Here is a 19,515-nt window from a genome sequence, read left to right as displayed (position 1 = left end):
CCTGGTGAAGAGGGAACCGGCCTGTGGGGAGAGGTGTCTAAAGCACTAAATGATGATGATAAGCAAAAGAATGATGATGATCAGGGCGCCGACGGAGATATACACGCCGGTGACCGCCCGGGATTCCTTCTTCATGCTTTTCAGCTCGGCACGGAGCGCCTTGCGGTCCGCCTTTGTCAGCTGAGACTTATCCATCGTCTTGATATACCCGACGCGGTCCTTCATCTGCTGAACAAGGGCCTGCTTCTGTCCTTCGGTCATCGTGGCCAATTCCTGTTTGGAGGGCAGCGTGACCGGCGTGCTGCCGTCGTGGATACCCTCGCTAAGCCCGCGCAACGTAAAGAAGAAGAACAGGGCAGGTAGCAGGAAGATGATCTTACGTGTTTTCATGTTGTTTGATTTAGTTGATGTGCCGTTTTCCCAAAGACGGTTCAAAAGGCATTCCCCTGCTATCTGCCGGATTATCAGTAATAAACTGTGGAAAAGATTCCACACTTTCAAAAAAAAGCGCTAAAGTTTTTCCGCTGGTGGAAATTGCGTCTGCGGATGATGATATTCATGAAGCCAAAGTTTCACGATGCAGTCGGTAATATCGACCAATTCGACGAAGGAATCCGGCTTCCGGAGAAAGCAGCTGGCACCCAGTTCGTAAGACATTTTCCTGTCCTGGTGAAGGGTAGATGTGGTCAGAACGATGATGGGGATCTGGCTGAATTGCCGGTTGGCGCGGATCTCTTTCAGCGCATGAAGGCCCAGCATCCCGGGCATGTTGAGATCGAGCAGGATAAGGGCCGGAAGCTCTGCTTCGGCCGCATACAGGGTCTCCATGAGCGTCTCCGCATTCTCGAGAAAAACGTAGTCGATCTGTGGGCTCTTCTCCAGGAAGGCATCGAGAATGATCTGCCTGTCATCCGGGTCGTCATCTACGATGTATATCAGGCGCGTGTTGCTTTTCATAAAATAATTAATTTGTTACCTAACCAGAACCTTGCCAAATATATGGCGCATATATTGTGGTAAAATCCTGAACTCCCGATAACAGTTACATAAAGCAAAATTCCAATATGGGACTATCCACCACTAAGGAAATCAAAAAGAAAGCCAAGCCAACCCCCTCCTCCAATGGAACCGCCAGAACCGTATCACGCGTTAAGACATACGAATCCGGGGCGCATTTGGATGACAAAGAATTACTGCGAATTCTACTACAGGTTCGCAACGGTAATTTTACGGTGCGGATGCCGATCGGCGAAGTAGGCGTCAGGGGACGCATCTATGATACGTTGAACGAAATTATTTCCCTTAACGACGAGATGATGAAGGAATTCACCCGGGCCGGCAATACGATCGGTAAGCAGGGGAAGCTGACCCAGCGCATCGCGGTGCCGAACGCCAAGGGCGGCTGGGCTATGGGTGTCGACTCGCTCAATGCGCTGATCTCCGACCTGGTGCATCCGACGATCGAGATCGCGCATGTGATCTCGTCGGTGGCGAAGGGGAACCTCTCGCAGAACATGCCGCTGGAGATCGGCGGTCATACCCTGCAGGGAGAGTTCTCGCGCATCGCCCGGGAGGTGAACGACATGGTGAAGCAGCTGAACCTCTTCAGCATGGAGGTGACGCGTGTGGCGCGGGAAGTGGGCTCGGAGGGGAAGCTGGGTGGCCAGGCCAAGGTCAAGGGCGTCGGCGGGGTGTGGAAGGACCTGACCGACTCGGTGAACCTGATGGCGGGTAACCTGACGGCCCAGGTGCGCAACATTGCCGAAGTGACCACGGCGGTGGCCAAGGGCGACCTGTCGAAGAAGATCACGGTGGATGTGAAAGGGGAGATCCTCGAGCTAAAGAATACCATCAATACGCTGGTGGACCAGCTGAACTCCTTCAGTTCCGAGGTGACGCGGGTTGCATTGGAGGTAGGGACGGAAGGTAAGCTGGGTGGCCAGGCGCACGTGCGTGGGGTGGGGGGTACCTGGAAGGACCTGACCGACTCCGTGAATGCCATGGCCTCCAACCTGACGGGGCAGGTGCGCAACATCGCCGAGGTGACCACGGCGGTGGCCAAGGGCGACCTCTCGCGCAAGATCACGGTGGACGTGAAAGGGGAGATCCTCGAGCTGAAGAATACGATCAATACGATGGTGGACCAGCTGAACTCCTTCAGCTCCGAGGTAACGCGCGTGGCGCGGGAAGTAGGTTCGGAAGGGAAGCTTGGCGGCCAGGCCGACGTGCCGGGTGTCGGCGGTACCTGGAAGGATCTGACCGACTCGGTGAATATCATGGCCGGTAACCTGACGGCCCAGGTGCGAAACATCGCCGAGGTGACCACCGCCGTGGCCACGGGTGACCTTTCGCGCAAGATCGATGTGGCCGTAAAGGGAGAAATTCTCGAATTGAAGAATACGATCAATACGATGGTGGACCAGCTGAATTCCTTCAGCTCGGAAGTGACACGGGTGGCGCGGGAAGTGGGTTCCGAGGGTAAGCTCGGTGGCCAGGCCGCGGTGGAAGGCGTCGGCGGGGTCTGGAAGGACCTGACCGACTCGGTGAACCTGATGGCTGGTAACCTGACGGCCCAGGTGCGCAATATTGCCGAGGTGACGACGGCGGTGGCAAAGGGTGACCTTTCGCGCAAGATCACGGTGGACGTACGGGGGGAGATCGCCCAGCTGAAGGAAACGATCAACACGATGGTGGACCAGCTGAACTCCTTCGGATCGGAGGTGACGCGGGTGGCGCGGGAAGTGGGTTCGGAAGGGAAGCTGGGTGGCCAGGCCGATGTGCCCGGCGTCGGCGGCACCTGGAAGGATCTGACCGACTCCGTGAACAAGATGGCTGGTAACCTGACGGCGCAGGTGCGCAATATTGCAGAGGTGACGACGGCGGTGGCTAACGGGGACCTTTCGCGGAAGATCACCGTGGACGTCCAAGGGGAGATCCTGGAGCTGAAGAATACGATCAATACAATGGTGGACCAGCTGCGGGGCTTTGCCTCCGAGGTGACCCGCGTGGCGCGGGAAGTGGGTACGGAAGGGAAACTGGGCGGCCAGGCCTTCGTGCCGGGCGTCGCCGGGACCTGGAAGGACCTGACCGACTCCGTCAATGGAATGGCTTCCAATCTTACCGGGCAGGTGCGGAATATCGCCGAGGTCGCCTTCGCGGTGGCCAACGGGGATATGTCGAAGAAGATCACGGTGGACGTGCGGGGTGAGATCCTGCAGCTGAAAGAAACGCTCAATACGATGGTGGACCAGCTGCGGGCCTTTGCCTCCGAGGTGACCCGGGTGGCGCGGGAGGTGGGTAGCGATGGGAAGCTGGGCGGCCAGGCCTTTGTGCCGGGCGTCGCCGGTACCTGGAAGGACCTGACCGATTCGGTGAACTCGATGACGGGTAACCTGACCGCACAGGTGCGCAATATCGCCGAGGTAACCAAGGCGGTGGCGTCGGGCGACCTGTCGAAGACCGTCGCCATCGACGTAAAAGGGGAGATATTGGATTTGAAGAATACCATCAACGTGATGGTGGAGCAGCTGAACTCCTTTGCCTTCGAGGTGACGCGTGTCGCGCGGGAAGTAGGCACGGAAGGAAAGCTGGGCGGCCAGGCCGAGGTGCGGGGTGTTGCCGGCACCTGGAAGGACCTGACCGACTCGGTGAATATGATGGCCTCCAACCTGACCAACCAGGTGCGGGGGATCGCCAAGGTCGTGACGGCCGTGGCGACGGGTAACCTGAAACAAAAATTGTCCATTGTGTCCAGGGGTGAGGTCGCGCAGCTGACCGACACCATCAACGAGATGATCGATACACTGGCGACCTTTGCCGACCAGGTAACGACGGTGGCCCGTGAGGTAGGTGTCGAAGGACGGCTGGGCGGCCAGGCGAGCGTGCCGGGCGCATCGGGTATCTGGAAGAACCTGACGGAGAACGTGAACCAGCTGGCGCAGAACCTGACCACGCAGGTGCGAAGCATTTCTGAAGTGGCATCTGCGGTAACAAAAGGCGACTTAACGCGAACGATACGCGTAGAGGCCAAGGGTGAGGTGGAAGCGTTGAAGGATACCATCAATCAAATGATCGCAAACCTGAAGGAAACGACACTCCGCAACCAGGAGCAGGACTGGCTGAAGTCCAACCTTGCGAAGTTCACGCAGATGCTGCAAGGACAGAAAGACCTGAATACGGTGACCCAGCGCATCCTGTCGGAATTGGCGCAAGTCGTCTCGGCGCACTATGGCGCCTTCTTCATCCTCAAGCAGGACGAAGGCACCCGGGAGGACAAGCTGCGGTTGTTTGCCGCCTACGGGTACAAATCGGATAAGAATATCCCGACGGAGTTCGCGATCGGCGAAGGGCTTATCGGGCAGGTGGCTTTCGAGAAGGAACGCATCATCCTGAGCAATGTCCCGAGCAATTATATCAAGATCAGCAGCGGACTGGGGCGATCCAAACCCGCGAATCTGATCATCCTGCCGGTGTTGTTCGAGAACAAGGTAAAAGCCGTCATCGAGCTGGCATCGCTGGATATCTTCGGTCAGACCCACCTCGACTTCCTCGGTCAGCTGACCGAGAGTATCGGCATCGTGCTGAACACCATCGAGGCCAGCTCCCGGACGGAGGAGCTGCTGGAGCAGTCGCAGTCGCTGGCCGGCGAGCTGAAGATCCAGCAGGAGGAACTGCGCCGCACCAACGACGAGCTGCAGGACAAGGCCCTGCTGCTGGTGAAACAGAAGAACGAAGTGGAAGCCAAGAACAAGGAAGTCGAAGAGGCGCGGCGGTCGCTGGAAGAAAAGGCCGAGCAGCTGACCCTGACATCGAAATACAAATCGGAATTTTTGGCCAATATGTCGCACGAGCTGCGGACGCCGTTGAACAGCTTGTTGATACTCGCACAGCAACTGTATGAGAACGTAGAGGGCAACCTCAGCGACAAGCAGATCCGGTACGCCAAGACCATCCACTCCTGCGGGGACGACCTGATCCAGCTGATCAATGACATCCTCGACCTGTCGAAGATCGAGAGTGGGTTCATCACTGCGAATGTCTCGCCGGTGCGATTCACGGAGATCGCTTCCTTTGTGGAAACGACCTTCAAGCCCATCTCCGAGGCGCGGCATGTACGGTTTACGATCGAAACGGACCCAAGGCTTCCGCAGAGCATGGAGACGGACCTGCAGCGTCTGAACCAGATCCTCAAGAACCTGCTCTCCAACTCTTTCAAGTTTACCGAGAAGGGCGAGGTGAAGCTGAAGATCTACGAGGCCTCCCGCAACTGGAAGTCCGGTACGCCATCGCTCGATGAGGCCCGGCAGGTGGTGGGCTTTGCGATCAGCGACACGGGTATCGGTATTCCGCAGGAGAAACAGAATATCATCTTCGAGGCCTTCCAGCAGGCGGAAGGCTCGACCAGCCGGAAATACGGGGGTACGGGTCTGGGCTTGTCCATCAGCCGCGGTCTGGCCGAGCTGCTGGGGGGAACGATCGAGCTGGAGTCGACGCCGGGCCGGGGCAGCACCTTCACCCTCTTCCTGCCGGTGGAGAACATCACGGGTATCATCACCAAGGAGGCGCCCGAGAGCCTGAACGCCTATCAGCAGCTGCGGCTGAACAATGACAATACCGAGATCGACACCCTGCTGAACTCCCTGCGGGTCACCGAACCGATGGAGGCGGGGAATATGAATATCGTCAACGAGATGATCAATGATACGGGGGATGACCGGACGTCGATCCAGCCAGGCGATAAGATCGTGCTGATCGTGGAAGACGACCTGCGCTTTGGCCGGATCATCATCGAAAAGGCCCACCAGTACGATCTGAAGGCTGTGGTAGCGACGAACTACCTGGAAGTGTTTGACTTCATAAACCGGTTCACGCCCATTGCCATCACGCTTGATGTGAAGCTGCCGGACACGAGCGGCTGGAAAGTGCTGGACCTTTTGCGGAATGACCTGAACTATCGCCATATCCCGATCCACCTCATCTCCGGGGAGGAAAACCAGGCCCTGGCGCTGAAACGCGGCGCCCGCAGCTTCTTACTGAAGCCATTGGAGAACGAGGCCTTGAACGAACTTTTCGAGGATATCCGGACGTTCAGCAACAAGGAAACGCGGAAGGTGCTCGTGGTGGAGGACAACGAGCTTGACTCTTCGCAGATCAGCAAGATGCTGCAAAGTGAAAATGTGCAGGTGACCATCGCGGCCGACGGCCGGCGGGCGCTGGAGCAAACGGATATGAAGACGTACGACTGTATCATCCTCGACTATACGCTGCCCGATATCTCGGGGGTGGACCTCGTGACCCGTGTCAGCGAGACGAAGAACAAGCTGACGCCCGTGATCGTCTATTCCGCGAAGGACTTCAACAAGAAGGAGCTGTATCATCTGAACCGGTCGTCCAACGCCGTGTTGCTGAAGGGCGTCAACAGCCTGGAGCATCTGCTGGAAGAAACCGTGCTGCATCTGCATATCAACCACCGGGACCTGGCGCCGGAAAAACGGCGGGTGATCGAGCAGCTGCGGATGAAGGACGATATCCTTACGGGGAAGAATGTGCTTGTGGTGGATGACGATGTCCGGAATCTCTTTGCACTGACGACAGTGTTCGAACGATACAATATCAACGTCGTGACGGCCGAGAGCGGTAAGGAAGCGATCCAGATCATCAACGATGATAAGCAAAAAGTGGATATGGTATTGATGGATATCATGATGCCGGAGATGGACGGGTATGAGACGACACAGAAGATCCGGCGGGAGCACAAGAACAATACCCTGCCCATCATCGCGGTGACGGCGAAGGCCATGAAGGGCGACCGCCAGAAGTGTATCGAGGCGGGCGCATCGGACTATATCACAAAACCCTTGAAGATCGACCAGCTCCTGTCCCTGATGCGGGTCTGGTTCTATAAATAATCCTGATTAGAGACATGCAACCAAAGATCATGTTAGTCGATGACCGGGAGGACAACCTGCTGTCCCTGGAGACGGTTTTGGAACCTGATGGTTATCGCTTTGTAAAAGCTTCTTCGGGTCGCCAGGTGCTGAAGACCCTCCTGACCGACCTGGATTTTGCCCTTATTCTCATGGACGTGCAAATGCCCAACCTGAACGGGTTCGAGACGGCATCACTGATCTACGAGCGGGAGCGGTTGCGGCATATTCCCATCATTTTCATCACCGCCAATAACTATGGAGAGGAGAACCTCTTCAAAGGTTACCGGGCGGGCGCCGTCGACTATATCTACAAGCCGGTGAACCCGGACCTTCTGCGAGCGAAAGTGTCGGTCTTTGTCGACCTATACCGGAAGAACCAGCGGCTGATCGCCCAGGAGCAGAAGCTGGTGGCCATCAACCGGAACCTGGAGATGGAGATCAACGAACGAAAGGCCTCCGAGGAAAAGGTGACCGAATTGAACCGGCAGCTGCTGGAGAATATTGCCCGGCTCGAGGCGGCCAATAAGGACCTGGACCTGTTCGCTTTCATGGCCTCGCATGACCTGCAGGCGCCGCTCAGGAAGATCCGGATGTTCAGCGACCGGTTGCTGGGGAGTCCCGAGAACAATTTTGGCAAGGAGGGGCGATTGTATCTCAACCGGATCCAGGAAGTGTCCAAGCGGATGCAGGACCTCATCAACGATATCCTCCGGTTCTCCAAGATCTCGGTGGAAAAGCAGAACTTCGAGGAGGTGGACCTCAACGGGGTGGTAGGAGACGTGCTGTCCGAGATGGAAGGCGTCATCCTGGAAAAAGGCGCCAGCGTGACCGTGGACCGGTTGCCTGTGCTGCCCGCCAGCACGGTGCTGATGGGACCGCTCTTCTCCAACCTGCTCAGCAATTCGCTGAAATACAGCAAGAAAAAGGAGCCGCCACAGATACGTATCCGGTATGAAGAGGGGCCGGCCGTCACTTCTTTGGGCGGGCGGGAGGAGACCCGGTATGGACGCATCTATATCGAAGACAATGGCATCGGCTTTGATCAGAAATATGCGGACCAAATATTCGACATGTTCCGCCGTCTGCATTCCAGCGTCGAATACGAGGGCACCGGTATCGGGCTCGCGCTGTGCAAAAAGATCGTGGAGATGCACAAAGGATATATCTCGGCGCTGGGCAGACCGGGCGAAGGGGCGGTATTCATTGTCTCGCTTCCGCTCGGCGGATTGAATGGCGAATTGGTGGAAAAAAATCACGACATTAGCGACTTAAATTAACTCATCTGATAGCATGCAGGCTTCCAACCTTCCAACGAAAATACTGATCGTAGAGGACGATGAGGACGACTTCCTGATCATCGAGGCCTGTATCAAGGATATCCCGGACAAGGCATTCCTGATCGACTGGTGCTATGACTACAACGAGGCGCTGCAGCGGATCGGGCAGAAGCGATACGACCTGTATTTCGTGGATTACCTGCTGGGTGCGAAGACGGGCCTGGAGCTGCTGAAGGAGGCCATTGCGATGGGTTGCGAGGAGCCGCTTGTGCTGCTAACAGGCATCGGCAACCGGGACCTCGACGTGCAGGCGATGAACTTCGGGGCGGTGGATTACCTGGTAAAGTCGGAGATCAATACCGAGAAGCTGGAGCGGTGCATCCGCTATGCGTTGGAACGGAGCGCATATATAAAGGCCCTGCGCGTGAATGAACGGAAGTTCCGCAATATCTTCGAGCGAAGCAAGGATGCCGTGTTCCTCACCAGCGACGACCTTGTCTTCCGGGATGTGAATGCCGCTACGTGCGAACTGTTCAAATACGGGAAGGAAGAGCTGATGCGGATGAGCCTCTATGACCTTTTTACGCGCAAGGAAACCGCGGACCAGTTGCGGGAACGGCTCTCCCAGACAGGGGAGGTCGAAGACCTCGAGGTGGAGTTGCTGACCCGGAACAAGGAGCGGCGCAACTGTATCCTGTCCATCTCCTGGGAAGTATATTCCAGCGGCGAGACCTATATCCAGGGCATCATCCACGATATCACCAACCTGAAACGGATCGAGCGGGCTACGTTCCAGATCGAGAAACTCCGATCGACGGCGACGCTGCTGCGGACGCTGGCGCATGAGGTGCGCAACCCGCTGACCAATATCAATCTTTCCGTCGAACAGCTGAAGCCCGAGATGGACAGCGAAGACTCCAATATCTACCTGGACATCATTGCCCGAAATTGTGGACGGATAGACGGATTGATCTCCGAGCTGCTGGACCTCTCCCGTCCGGCCGAGATCTCGCTTCAGCGGACCCGCTTACAGGAGGTGCTTGACAATACGCTGGCCGCGGCTTCTGACCGCATCTCGCTGAAGAATATCCGTCTTGAGCTGATTTATCCCGAGAAGCCGGCTTTCGTGATGGCCGACAAGGAGAAATTACGGATCGCGTTTCTGAATATCCTGATCAATGCCGTGGAGGCGGTGCCCGCGCAGTCGGGTGTGATCACGATCGCGATCCGCGAGGAGATGCCGCAGCAATACAAGGTGAGCATTTCCGACAATGGGGGCGGCATTCCCGAGGAGAATATCTCGCGCATCTTCGAGCCTTATTTCACTTCCAAGACCAATGGGTTCGGCCTTGGGTTGGCGGCGACCTGGAATATCCTGCAATCGCATCGGGCAGGGATCGACGTCAGCTCGCAAATCGGCGAGGGCACGAATTTTATGCTTACGTTTGAACAGGTTTCCTGACCTTGTTGGATGCGCAAGCGCATCCCGTTTGTATCCGCTATTTTTCTGGCCTTCGGCCGCCGGCCCCGTGGGCCGGCTAGCCCGGATAGGCGATCGGGTCGAGGTCGAGGATCTGGTGAAGATGATGCAACAAATGGTTGCAGTAGTCTGCCGCCACCCATTCCAGGGTCTGGGGTTGTCCGCCCATCTTACATTTCCGCTGTGCCCCGCCGGGGGGCATGTGGGACAGCACGTGTACCATATGTTTGTTCAGCCCGGTCCAGAGGGCGATCAGGTCGCGGACAGGATAGTCCCGGTAGCCGGCGAGCTTCACCCATTCGTCCTGGGCGTAAGGAGTGTTGGGTATGTCTTCGTATTGGGCGACGATGAAGCGGCGGATATTGTTCTGCGCTGAATCGACGAGGTGGCCCAGGATCTCGCGCTTGCTCCATTTATCGGGTTGGGGCCGCGAGTCATAGGTCTCATCGCTCGGCGTTTCGAGTCGCTTGCTGTAGATGCGAATGATCTTTTCGAGGTAGCCGATGGTGGACTCCATGGAATGTATTTGTGGTGGTATGCGCGGCGAATATATGTAAATTTGTTTTCATGCAAGTGGGTATATAGACCGATTTGATATTCTCCCTGACAACCAATAAATTTGCGGCTCTTAACGGGCCAGGGGCCCGTTGGCCGAAGGCCGGACATTAGCGAAATAGGCGCCAGAGGCGCCAAAATAAATAACAATTCATGAGAACAATTGCTTTCAGAGAGGCTCTGCGCGAAGCTATGAGCGAGGAAATGCGGCGCGACGACCGGGTTTTTTTGATGGGAGAAGAAGTTGCGGAATACAATGGCGCCTACAAGGTGAGCCAGGGGATGCTGGATGAGTTCGGCCCAAAGCGGGTGATCGATACGCCCATTTCGGAGCTCGGATTCGCCGCCATCGGCGTGGGCGCCGCGCAGAACGGGCTCCGGCCGGTTGTCGAGTTCATGACCTGGAACTTTGCGGTGCTGGCGTTGGATCAGATCCTGAACACGGCGTCCAAGATGCTGGCGATGAGCGGCGGCCAGGTAGGCTGCCCGATCGTTTTCCGCGGACCCAACGGGTCGGCGGGTCAGTTGGGCGCGCAGCACTCTACGGCCTTTGAAAGCTATTATGCGAATATCCCCGGTCTCAAGGTCGTCAGCCCGAGCAATGGGTACGACGCGAAGGGTTTGCTGAAGCAGGCGATCCGGTATGAAGAAGATCCCGTGATCTTCATGGAAAGCGAAGTGATGTATGGCGACAAGTCGGAAGTACCTACCGAAGAATATTATATCGAGCTGGGAAAGTGCGATATCAAGAAGCCCGGAAAGGATGTGACCATCGTCTCCTATAATAAGATGATGAAGGTTGCGCTGGGCGCCGCCGCGGAGCTCGAGAAGGAAGGCGTCAGCGCCGAGGTGATCGATCTGCGGACGATCCGCCCGCTGGACTGGATGACCATCCTCGAAAGCGTCAAGAAGACCAACCGGCTGGTGATCGTGGAAGAGCAGTGGCCGTTTGCGTCGATCTCATCGGAGATCAGCTACCGCATCCAGAAGGAAGGTTTCGATTACCTGGATGCGCCGATCCGCCGGATCACGTCGGCCGATGCGCCGCTGCACTATGCGCCCAACCTGGTGGCGCTGGCGCTTCCGGATGTGGCCAGGACGGTGAAGCTGGTGAAAGAGGTGATGTACCTACAGAAATAGCTCCCAATAAAAAACCCGCCATCCGGCGGGTTTTTAGTTTCTTATTTGAGGGCGGCGAGCGCCGTGTTGAACAACATCAGAAAGCCATAGACGCAACCAAGTAAAACACAACCAAGAACGGTCAATTTGAAAAGGATCTTACCGGTGGCGGGAGCCTCTAGATTCTGATTCATAGGGAATACTTTTTTGGATTATTAAATGGTTGGTTTTTAACAGGTCGTTGGATAGCACTAATATACTGCATCGTCGCCGGAGATGCAATGGGGTTTTTACGATGAAAACTACTATGGGGATGACCAACTTCGTAACTGGTTGGTTGTGAATGTCCATTCGGGGGTTTCAAGGATATCTCGAGTGGTATCGGCTGTATACCACGGGCTTAGACCGGCGTCGGCGGGATTTTTGACGAGGTGAATATCCTGGGCCGGCATATAGCTTTGGGCCAGCAGGTAGATGCGATGGCCGGCGGCATCTTCGGCGACATCCACGACGATCGTGGCGTGGCCAGGAGCACCGCCTTTTATCCAAACATCGCCAGGGTTAACGCTGCCTGGGGATTTGGGGTGCAGTTGTTTTTCGAGGGTCCGCGTGCTGCAATACATAAATACCTTTGTAAGGTAAGCGTCGAACGAGGCACGGCGGCTGGAGCCGGGGTGATGGCGGCTCCATTCGAGGAAGTTGAGGCGGACACCTTGTTCCGTATAGAAATCGATGGCGGCGAGGTCGTGCTTTGAGTAGCAGTATTCCGCGCGGAGGCGCATGACGGCGTCGGCGCATTGCTGGAGATCAGTCTTGCCGACGGAGATATCGAGGACGGCGAACTGGGCGCCCTGGTAGCGTTTTGGAGTACCGTCGAAGAGATAGACGGTGCGATCTTTTTTTAGGGGCATGTTGCGTAGCCAGGCGCCGAAGGAGCTGTTGGCGGCTGGCAGCCGGTGATAGCCGGGTGGGAGGGGGATGGCGCCGATGGTGGGATAAGGGTTGGCAGACTGGCTTTGACAGGCGGTGGCCAGCAACAGCGTGGATAGCAGGATGGGGGTTCGCATGCCGCTTAGGATGAGCCGCGGGATGAATTCCATATTAAAGAGCCGTTAAAGTCCCGCTGCGACGGTTACCGGATCGAGTTCGCGGAAGCGGATCTCGGGGTTGGGCTCTTCGGTGGTGAGATGGGCGGCGTAGCCGGGGAACCAGGACAGGGGCCGGAAGGTCCAGATGGCGCCGTCGAGGGTGATGGGGCGGTACTCGGTGACATCGAGCTCCAGCAGGGGGATGCCGAGGCCGCGGCCGTCGGCTTTGATGAGGCTTTCCTTGGCCGTCCAGAAACGGTAGAAGGCGGCGATGGGGTCTTGCGCGCCGCGGATGGCCTGCCATTCGTTGGGCGTGAACTGCGTCTGGAAGTCTTCGAAGGAGAGCGGTTTGACCCGCTCGATATCGACGCCGATCCGGCCGGTCGTGCTTAGAGCGCAGACCACCCGGTTACCCGAATGGGAAATGTTAAAATTTGGTCCCGCCGGGAAATAGGGCTTATCCTGCGGGGTGTAGAGCAGCTGGTCGAGGGTGGCCGTTGAGCCGGTGTCGTTCAACGCCACCAGGAGCAGCAATTTGCCGAGAAGGGCTGCGTGAGCGTCCTCCCAGCGCCGGTAGCGGAGAATCTTAGGGTGCAGGGCCGAAGGCAGCCGGTCGAGTCCATGGTAAAAAGCTGCATCGGGAAGCTGCCGGGGAAATTCGGTGGCGAGGAGAAGAAGGGCCATCTTATCGGTTTGCGGGTTGTAAGCTATAATAATTATTTGAAATGCAGTTCGTATTTTTGGGCGAAAGCGGACGAAACTATGTCGAATATCCTGATCATTGATGACGAAAAGGCAATACGGAAAACACTCAGCGAGATCCTCTCCTATGAAGGGTATAAGATCGATGAGGCCGGCGACGGCGAAGAAGGCCTTAAAAAAGTAAAAGAGAAAGAGTACGATGTCATTTTGTGCGACATCAAGATGCCGAAGATAGACGGCATCGAATTCCTTGAAAAGACAAAGGAGACGAATCCCGATATCCCGATCATCATGATCTCGGGGCATGGCACGATCGAAACCGCGGTGGAAGCCGTTAAAAAGGGCGCCTATGACTATATCTCGAAGCCGCCGGACCTCAACCGGTTGCTGATCACCATCCGCAACGCCATGGACAAGACCACCCTGGTGGCCGAGACCAAGGTGCTGAAGAGGAAGGTCAGCAAGGTTCAGGAGATGGTAGGGGCTTCGACGCCGATCCACAAAATAAAGGAGACCATCGAGAAGGTGGCCCCAACGGAGGCCCGGATCCTGGTCACGGGGGAGAATGGGGTGGGGAAGGAGCTGGTCGCGCGCTGGGTGCATGAGAAGAGCAACCGGGCGAGCGGCGCGCTGGTGGAAGTCAACTGTGCGGCTATTCCCAGCGAGCTGATCGAGAGCGAGCTGTTTGGGCATGAGAAGGGCTCGTTCACATCGGCTGTGAAACAGCGGATCGGGAAGTTCGAGCAGGCCAATGGCGGCACGCTCTTCCTGGACGAGATCGGCGATATGAGCCTCACTGCCCAGGCCAAGGTATTGCGGGCGCTGCAGGAAGGCAAGATCACGCGCGTGGGGGGCGACAAGGACATCAACGTCGATGTGCGGGTCATTGCCGCCACGAATAAGGATCTGCTCAAAGAGGTCGAGGAGAAGAATTTCCGGCTCGATCTTTACCACCGGCTGAGCGTCATCATTATTCACGTACCTTCCCTCAACGAACGGAAGGACGACATTCCGTTGCTGGTGGAGAAGTTCCTGGTGGATATCTGCGGGGATTATGGTATCGCTAAGAAGGCGATCGATGAAGACGCGATCAAGGCGTTGCAGCAGCACAATTGGACGGGCAATATCCGCGAGCTGCGCAATGTCGTCGAGCGGCTGATCATCCTTTCGGGGAAGACGATCACGCAGAGTGATGTCGAGAATTACGTGTTACCGAAAAAATAAGGGTCTTGGATTGTTATTGCATCAGCGGGCTGGGCGCCGATGAGCGGATTTTATCGCGGTTGGAGCTCCCCGGGGTTCGTCTCCGGCCGTTGCCCTGGCTGATGCCGGCGTCGACTCACGAGCCGTTCGACGATTATGCGGACCGGATGCGGGCGGGGATCGGCAGCCTGTGGCCGGAGGCGACGGATTTGGGTGCCGCCGGCGAGCCGACGGTGTTGATGGGTGTTTCCTTTGGCGGAATGATGGCGATCGAGATCGCCAAAAAGATTCCCGGGGCGCGGGTGATCCTTGTGTCGAGCGTGCGGGATCATTTGCAGATCCCGTTCTGGATCAGGATCGGCGGACGGGTCTATCCCCGCTGGTTGGATCCAAGGGTGAAGGCCCCGAGAAGGTTGATGGGATTTGCCGAGGATTATTTTATCGGCGTCGAGTCTGCCGAGGATCGCCGGCTCGTGAGCGATTTTCAGAACAAAGTGGACCGGCAGTTCCTATATTGGGCGATCCAGACGATTGCGCGCTGGCAGAATGAATGGGCTCCGCGTTGCTGTTATCATATTCACGGGGGCAGGGACCGAATGTTCCCTATCCGGAAGGTGCAGCCGACGCATATTATACCCGATGGTGGGCACCTGATGGTATATAACCGGGCGGAAGCGGTAAGCAGCGTGCTAAGAGAGATACTGGGTTGAAAACTACCCATTTTAGCCTATTTTTGCCCCTATTCAAAAATAAACTACAAGGAATGTCATCTCATCAAGTGCTGGTTCTCGTGCTTATCCAGGTCATCATTCTCGTACTCCCTTCCATCGGCGCCGCGAAATTGTTTGAAAAGGCCGGGGTGCCCGGATGGAAAGCCTACGTCCCCTTCTACAATACCTGGATCATGATGGAACTGGCACGGCGGCCGAAGCACTGGGTCTTTTGGCAGGTGATCCCGGTGGTGGGCTGGTTCATTTCGCTGGGCATCTTTGTAGAATTCGTCAAACTCTTCGGGAAGTTCAGGCTTTGGGAGCATGCGATGGCTTCGCTGCTGCCGCTGATCTATTTCCCGATGATCGGGTACGATCCGAAGGTGAAGTATATCGGGGCGGTCGAAGCGAAGAAGCACCGGAAAGGAACGGCGCGGGAATGGATCGACGCAGGGGTCTTTGCTATCGTGGCGGCCACGCTGATCCGCACTTTTGTGTTCGAGGCCTACACTATTCCTACAGGGTCGATGGAGAAGACCCTGCTCATCAACGACTTCCTTTTTGTCAGCAAGTTCAGCTACGGGCCGCGCATCCCCAATACCCCGCTGTCCATTCCTTTTGTCCATAATACGCTGCCGGTGACCAACGGGAATTCCTATGTGCAATGGATCAAGATCCCGTACACGCGTTGGTTTGCCAGCCCGGTGAAAAGAGGAGACGTGGTCGTCTTCAACTTTCCTGCCGGCGATACGGTGATCAACCTGGACGAGTATCAATCCCAGAAGCCTTATTATTCCGTTTGCCGGGCGTTGGGGAACGGGAATATCGACAGCGGGCGGCAGATTGTTTTGGGTAATCCGGACCAATATCCACTGGTTATCCGGCCGGTGGATAAGCAGGAGAACTATATCAAGCGCTGTGTGGCGATCGCGGGTGATACACTGCAGATCAGGAACCAGCAAGTCTATATCAACGGAAAAAAGCAAACCTTCCCGCCTGAATCCCAAACATACTATACCGTCACGACGAACGGACAACCGCTGGACGAGACGGTGATGGCGGAGGAGTACAACCTGGATGTCAATAATCCACAAGAGGTGCATTCGCTGAACACGCCCAACACCTATTATATGTTGCTGACCTGGGCCGCCCATGAGAAGATGTTGAAGAATGGACTGGCCAAGAGCATCGTCCCGGATATTGTGGATGCCGACCCGCAGCAGCCGGTGTTCCCCTTTGCGGCGGTTGGCGGCACCACCTGGGCGTTGGACAATTATGGTCCGCTGTGGATCCCTGCCAAGGGGGCGACGCTGACCCTGTCGGCGGATAATTATCCCGTCTATGAACGGGCCATCCGCGTATACGAGCACAACCAGTTTGAGATGAAGGATGGGAAGTTCTGGCTGAACGGCGCAGCTATTACGCAGTATACCTTTAAAATGAACTACTACTGGATGATGGGAGATAACCGGCACGAGTCACAGGATTCGCGGTTCTGGGGGTTTGTGCCCGAGGATCATGTGGTCGGCGAGGCCTGGCTGATCTGGATGAGCTGGAACCATGGAGTGCGGTGGAAACGGTTGTTCCAGAAGATCAAATAAATACCCTAATACCCTGACCATGAAATGGCTGATCTTATCACTTAGCCTGCTGGCGTCCATCGCGACACGGGCCCAGAAAGTTTCCGGCAAACCCGGTCCTTTTGCACAAATCGATGCGAAGGCCGTCCACTGGCCCGATTCGGTGACGTCAAGCGCCGACCGGTTGGGAGACTATGTCGCCGCGAATTTTTCCACCCCCGAAGCGCGAACCCGGGCGATCTTTATCTGGATAGCCAACAATATCCAGTATGATATTGCCAATATGTTCGCCATCAATTTCTACGAGGACGCGAACGAAAAAATAGCAAAGCCCCTGCGTACACATAAAGGCATCTGCGAGAACTACGCTGCTTTGTTTGTTGCCGTTTGTCAGCGGGCGGGCGTCCGGGCGGTGGAGATACAGGGGTACACCAAACAGCGCGGCTTCGTGGACTTTATCCCGCATGCCTGGTGTGGCGCCTTTCTCGACGGCACCTGGTGGCTGTTCGACCCCACCTGGGGTGCTGGATATGTCGAGCAGGGTAAATTTGTCCGTAAACTGAACGAGTCTTATTTCAAGGCCAGCCCGTATGTCTTTATAAAGACGCATATGCCCTTCGATTACCTCTGGGAGATGCTGTATTATCCCGTGACCAACCAGGATTTTTATGAAGGCAGGACCGTGCAGGATAAAAACAGGCCTTATTTCAATTTCCCGGATTCGATCAAGGCCTATGAGGCGCTCAGCCCAGAGGATCGGGAGGCTGCCGAGGCTGTGCGCGTCGAACGCAACGGCACGCGCAACTCGATGATCTTCGACCGGCTGCGGCATTTGAAAGTGGACCTGGAAAATTATCGGCGACTGGTGGAGAATCAGCGCCAGCAAGCCGAGGTAGAACGCCAGAACGGCGTGATATACGCCTATAACTCCGTACTGGGTCAATACAATAATGCGATCAGGCAATTCAACAATTATATCAATTACTACAACGCCCAATTCAAGCCGGAAAAGCCGGATGCCGAGATCCAACAGATGCTGGACAGCGCCGATCATGAGCTGACCGCGGCCCGCTCGGGGGCAAATGCGATCGTTGTAACTCCGGCCGACAACCGCGTACGACAACCGCTCAGCCAGTTGAAGGACGCGATGGCAGAACTTGCGACGCATGTAAAGGAACAGCAGGAATGGCTGACCAGGTATCTCGGCAAGGGAAAGTTGGGTCGGAAAATGGCATTTCGTAAATACAGCTGGTTTGGAGTACCTTTAAACTAGCTATGCACAAACAATTTCAAATCCAATTTGAGGAATACGATTCGGCAGAGGGACTGCCAAAGGAAGACGCTGCGCTGCTGGACCTGGCCAGGAATGTAACCAAGGACGCTTACGCACCCTATAGCCGCTTCCGCGTGGGCGCCGCTGCAAGATTGTCGAACGGCCAGATCGTCACTGGCACCAACCAGGAAAATGCTTCTTTCCCTGCAGGCATCTGCGCCGAACGAACGTTATTGTCTGTTGCCGCATCGCTGTGTCCGGGCGTGCCGATCGAGAGCCTCGCCGTCAGCTATGACAGCGAAAGGGGGGCCAGTGACCGGCCCATCTCGCCCTGTGGTATCTGCCGGCAGTCGTTGCAGGAATTCGAGCAACGGACGGGACGGTCGATGAGGATCATTCTTGCCGGACAAAGCGGGAAGGTCTTGGTTCTGGAGGGATCGGCGACACTGCTGCCGTTCGCCTTTTCCAGCGATGAGTTGAGATAAGATCCGGTTGAACGAAGCAATATGCTGTCTGTCGGTGGTAACCCTTATGTCACCGCGCTTGCGTTCGTAGTCCCCTGCCGATATTCGGTAACGCTTCCGTTCGGCAAAAATCTCGAAATGAGTGTTATATAAATTCCGGACAATAATTTTTCCAACTGCGTACGCCTGACCAGCTGAAATCTGTCAACTAATCCAGAATGAATTTTTTTTTGTTATATACTTTTGTCATAAATTAGTGCACACAGACGGGCTATTGCAGTTTTAGATAAACATCTGCCCGCTTCCGGTTTCCCCGCCCGTTAAGGTCTCTATTGGTTAAGCCAAAATTAGCTGTCATCATACTGATATGCATTGAATTGTATACCCATGTCCGAATGGACCCTGGGGTAGGATTTCGTACGCCGCCTTTAAAATGACCTTATGCTATCAATACCTATCAACCTCGCCATTGTTGACGACCATGTCCTGTTCCGGAAGACGTTAAAAAGCTACCTCTCTGAACAAAAGAATTTCAAGGTCGTCGTTCAGGCCTCGGACGTCGGTCATCTACTGTCCAGTCTTAAATATACGCATGTCGATGTGTTACTCATGGACGTTCTCCTTCGGGAGTTTGACGGCCTGGAAGCGTTGAAGATCGTGCGGAATGCCTATCCCAAAATAAGGGTCTTAATTTTGTCGATGGTTTCGGACATGGACTTCATCAGCGACCTGCTGGAGAACGGGATACACGGTTGTGTCTCAAAGAATGACGAGCCGGAAGATCTTGTTCAGGCAATCATCGCGGCGGCTGATGGAAGGATCTTCCGGAATAAGGTGTTTACCGAAGCGCTTTACTGGACGAAACAGAACAATGCAAGGCTAGGTATGGATGAACCACATCCCTCTCTCAACGACCGGGAGAAGCGGATACTACAACTGATCTGGGAAGAAAAGAGCAACAAAGAGATCGCCGATGCGCTGTTTCTCGGCGTGCGATCGGTTGAAAAGATACGTCAGGATATCAAGGAGAAGATTGGCGCCAAGTCGACGATTGGTCTTATCAGATATGCCCTTAACAAGAAGATTGTCGGGAGCACGGTCCCGAATGCACAATAGTAAAAACCGAACCAGATTT

General features: G+C 55.8%; 16 protein-coding genes. 10 read left to right on the top strand and 6 right to left on the bottom strand.

Annotated elements, in window-relative coordinates:
* Nucleotides 1-45: 45 nt before the first annotated feature.
* Both VHE34_RS10125 and VHE34_RS10120 read right to left on the bottom strand, forming a co-directional pair.
* Nucleotides 46-390, bottom strand: coding sequence for a hypothetical protein (locus VHE34_RS10125; protein ID WP_325587367.1), 345 nt, complete (start codon nt 388-390; stop codon nt 46-48).
* A gap of 120 nt (nt 391-510) precedes the next feature.
* Nucleotides 511-957: a response regulator gene (locus VHE34_RS10120; RefSeq protein WP_325587365.1), complete on the bottom strand. Its 447-nt coding sequence runs from the start codon at nt 955-957 to the stop codon at nt 511-513.
* Nucleotides 958-1,064: 107 nt separating this feature from the next.
* Between VHE34_RS10120 and VHE34_RS10115 the strand changes: the two genes are divergently transcribed.
* From VHE34_RS10115 to VHE34_RS10105, 3 genes are read left to right on the top strand one after another with little or no spacing between them, the layout of a single operon-like run.
* Complete coding sequence (locus VHE34_RS10115; RefSeq protein WP_325587363.1) at nt 1,065-6,908, top strand: HAMP domain-containing protein; 5,844 nt, start codon at nt 1,065-1,067, stop codon at nt 6,906-6,908.
* Between the two features lie 14 nt (nt 6,909-6,922).
* Nucleotides 6,923-8,206, top strand: a complete 1,284-nt coding sequence (locus VHE34_RS10110) for a response regulator (RefSeq protein ID WP_325587361.1) — start codon at nt 6,923-6,925, stop codon at nt 8,204-8,206.
* Between the two features lie 13 nt (nt 8,207-8,219).
* A complete protein-coding gene (locus VHE34_RS10105) occupies nt 8,220-9,668 on the top strand; it encodes a hybrid sensor histidine kinase/response regulator (protein ID WP_325587359.1) in 1,449 nt (482 codons plus the stop codon).
* Nucleotides 9,669-9,744: 76 nt separating this feature from the next.
* On the opposite strand, the gene VHE34_RS10100 is transcribed toward VHE34_RS10105, so the two are convergent.
* Nucleotides 9,745-10,203, bottom strand: a complete 459-nt coding sequence (locus VHE34_RS10100) for a DinB family protein (RefSeq protein WP_325587357.1) — start codon at nt 10,201-10,203, stop codon at nt 9,745-9,747.
* 191 nt (nt 10,204-10,394) lie between these two features.
* Between VHE34_RS10100 and VHE34_RS10095 the strand changes: the two genes are divergently transcribed.
* The gene (locus VHE34_RS10095) at nt 10,395-11,381 is read left to right on the top strand and encodes a pyruvate dehydrogenase complex E1 component subunit beta (protein WP_325587355.1); all 987 of its coding nucleotides are present in this window, start codon (nt 10,395-10,397) and stop codon (nt 11,379-11,381) included.
* 41 nt (nt 11,382-11,422) lie between these two features.
* Here VHE34_RS10095 and VHE34_RS10090 read toward each other — a convergent pair whose 3' ends face one another.
* From VHE34_RS10090 to VHE34_RS10080, 3 genes are all read right to left on the bottom strand, one after another.
* A complete protein-coding gene (locus VHE34_RS10090; protein WP_325587353.1) occupies nt 11,423-11,554 on the bottom strand; it encodes a hypothetical protein in 132 nt (43 codons plus the stop codon).
* 111 nt (nt 11,555-11,665) lie between these two features.
* The gene (locus VHE34_RS10085) at nt 11,666-12,460 is read right to left on the bottom strand and encodes a DUF4846 domain-containing protein (protein WP_325587350.1); all 795 of its coding nucleotides are present in this window, start codon (nt 12,458-12,460) and stop codon (nt 11,666-11,668) included.
* Between the two features lie 12 nt (nt 12,461-12,472).
* On the bottom strand, nt 12,473-13,132 hold the full coding sequence (locus tag VHE34_RS10080) for a 4'-phosphopantetheinyl transferase family protein (protein ID WP_325587348.1): 660 nt from the start codon (nt 13,130-13,132) through the stop codon (nt 12,473-12,475).
* Nucleotides 13,133-13,210: 78 nt separating this feature from the next.
* On the opposite strand from VHE34_RS10080, the gene VHE34_RS10075 reads away from it, so the two are divergent.
* The 6 genes from VHE34_RS10075 to VHE34_RS10050 all read left to right on the top strand — a co-directional run bounded on the left by VHE34_RS10075 (nt 13,211) and on the right by VHE34_RS10050 (nt 19,496).
* Nucleotides 13,211-14,374 (top strand): sigma-54 dependent transcriptional regulator, encoded by a 1,164-nt coding sequence (locus tag VHE34_RS10075; protein WP_325587346.1) that lies wholly within the window; start codon nt 13,211-13,213, stop codon nt 14,372-14,374.
* A 5-nt stretch (nt 14,375-14,379) separates the two neighbouring features.
* Nucleotides 14,380-15,063 carry an alpha/beta hydrolase gene (locus VHE34_RS10070; RefSeq protein ID WP_325587344.1) on the top strand — a complete coding sequence of 228 codons (684 nt, stop codon included), beginning with the start codon at nt 14,380-14,382 and terminating at the stop codon, nt 15,061-15,063.
* Between the two features lie 53 nt (nt 15,064-15,116).
* Nucleotides 15,117-16,664 (top strand): signal peptidase I, encoded by a 1,548-nt coding sequence (gene lepB / locus VHE34_RS10065; protein WP_325587342.1) that lies wholly within the window; start codon nt 15,117-15,119, stop codon nt 16,662-16,664.
* A 19-nt stretch (nt 16,665-16,683) separates the two neighbouring features.
* The gene (locus tag VHE34_RS10060; RefSeq protein ID WP_325587340.1) at nt 16,684-17,916 is read left to right on the top strand and encodes a transglutaminase domain-containing protein; all 1,233 of its coding nucleotides are present in this window, start codon (nt 16,684-16,686) and stop codon (nt 17,914-17,916) included.
* A 2-nt stretch (nt 17,917-17,918) separates the two neighbouring features.
* Nucleotides 17,919-18,401: a cytidine deaminase gene (locus VHE34_RS10055; RefSeq protein ID WP_325587338.1), complete on the top strand. Its 483-nt coding sequence runs from the start codon at nt 17,919-17,921 to the stop codon at nt 18,399-18,401.
* 420 nt (nt 18,402-18,821) lie between these two features.
* A complete protein-coding gene (locus VHE34_RS10050) occupies nt 18,822-19,496 on the top strand; it encodes a response regulator transcription factor (protein ID WP_325587336.1) in 675 nt (224 codons plus the stop codon).
* Nucleotides 19,497-19,515 lie beyond the last annotated feature (19 nt).

It is taken from the genome of Puia sp., assembly GCF_035546395.1.
In the GTDB taxonomy this organism is placed as follows: domain Bacteria; phylum Bacteroidota; class Bacteroidia; order Chitinophagales; family Chitinophagaceae; genus Puia.
This window is presented reverse-complemented; position numbering and strand designations above follow the sequence as displayed.

Bases quoted from the DNA above. Each gene is read 5' to 3' on its own strand.
- VHE34_RS10080 (WP_325587348.1), bottom strand. From the start codon at position 13,132: ATGGCCCTTCTTCTCCTCGCCACCGAATTTCCCCGGCAGCTTCCCGAT.
- VHE34_RS10100 (WP_325587357.1), bottom strand. From the start codon at position 10,203: ATGGAGTCCACCATCGGCTACCTCGAAAAGATCATTCGCATCTACAGC.
- VHE34_RS10090 (WP_325587353.1), bottom strand. From the start codon at position 11,554: ATGAATCAGAATCTAGAGGCTCCCGCCACCGGTAAGATCCTTTTCAAA.
- VHE34_RS10050 (WP_325587336.1), top strand. From the start codon at position 18,822: ATGCTATCAATACCTATCAACCTCGCCATTGTTGACGACCATGTCCTG.
- VHE34_RS10115 (WP_325587363.1), top strand. From the start codon at position 1,065: ATGGGACTATCCACCACTAAGGAAATCAAAAAGAAAGCCAAGCCAACC.
- VHE34_RS10085 (WP_325587350.1), bottom strand. From the start codon at position 12,460: ATGGAATTCATCCCGCGGCTCATCCTAAGCGGCATGCGAACCCCCATC.
- VHE34_RS10055 (WP_325587338.1), top strand. From the start codon at position 17,919: ATGCACAAACAATTTCAAATCCAATTTGAGGAATACGATTCGGCAGAG.
- VHE34_RS10095 (WP_325587355.1), top strand. From the start codon at position 10,395: ATGAGAACAATTGCTTTCAGAGAGGCTCTGCGCGAAGCTATGAGCGAG.
- VHE34_RS10125 (WP_325587367.1), bottom strand. From the start codon at position 390: ATGAAAACACGTAAGATCATCTTCCTGCTACCTGCCCTGTTCTTCTTC.
- VHE34_RS10075 (WP_325587346.1), top strand. From the start codon at position 13,211: ATGTCGAATATCCTGATCATTGATGACGAAAAGGCAATACGGAAAACA.
- VHE34_RS10105 (WP_325587359.1), top strand. From the start codon at position 8,220: ATGCAGGCTTCCAACCTTCCAACGAAAATACTGATCGTAGAGGACGAT.
- lepB (WP_325587342.1), top strand. From the start codon at position 15,117: ATGTCATCTCATCAAGTGCTGGTTCTCGTGCTTATCCAGGTCATCATT.
- VHE34_RS10120 (WP_325587365.1), bottom strand. From the start codon at position 957: ATGAAAAGCAACACGCGCCTGATATACATCGTAGATGACGACCCGGAT.
- VHE34_RS10060 (WP_325587340.1), top strand. From the start codon at position 16,684: ATGAAATGGCTGATCTTATCACTTAGCCTGCTGGCGTCCATCGCGACA.
- VHE34_RS10110 (WP_325587361.1), top strand. From the start codon at position 6,923: ATGCAACCAAAGATCATGTTAGTCGATGACCGGGAGGACAACCTGCTG.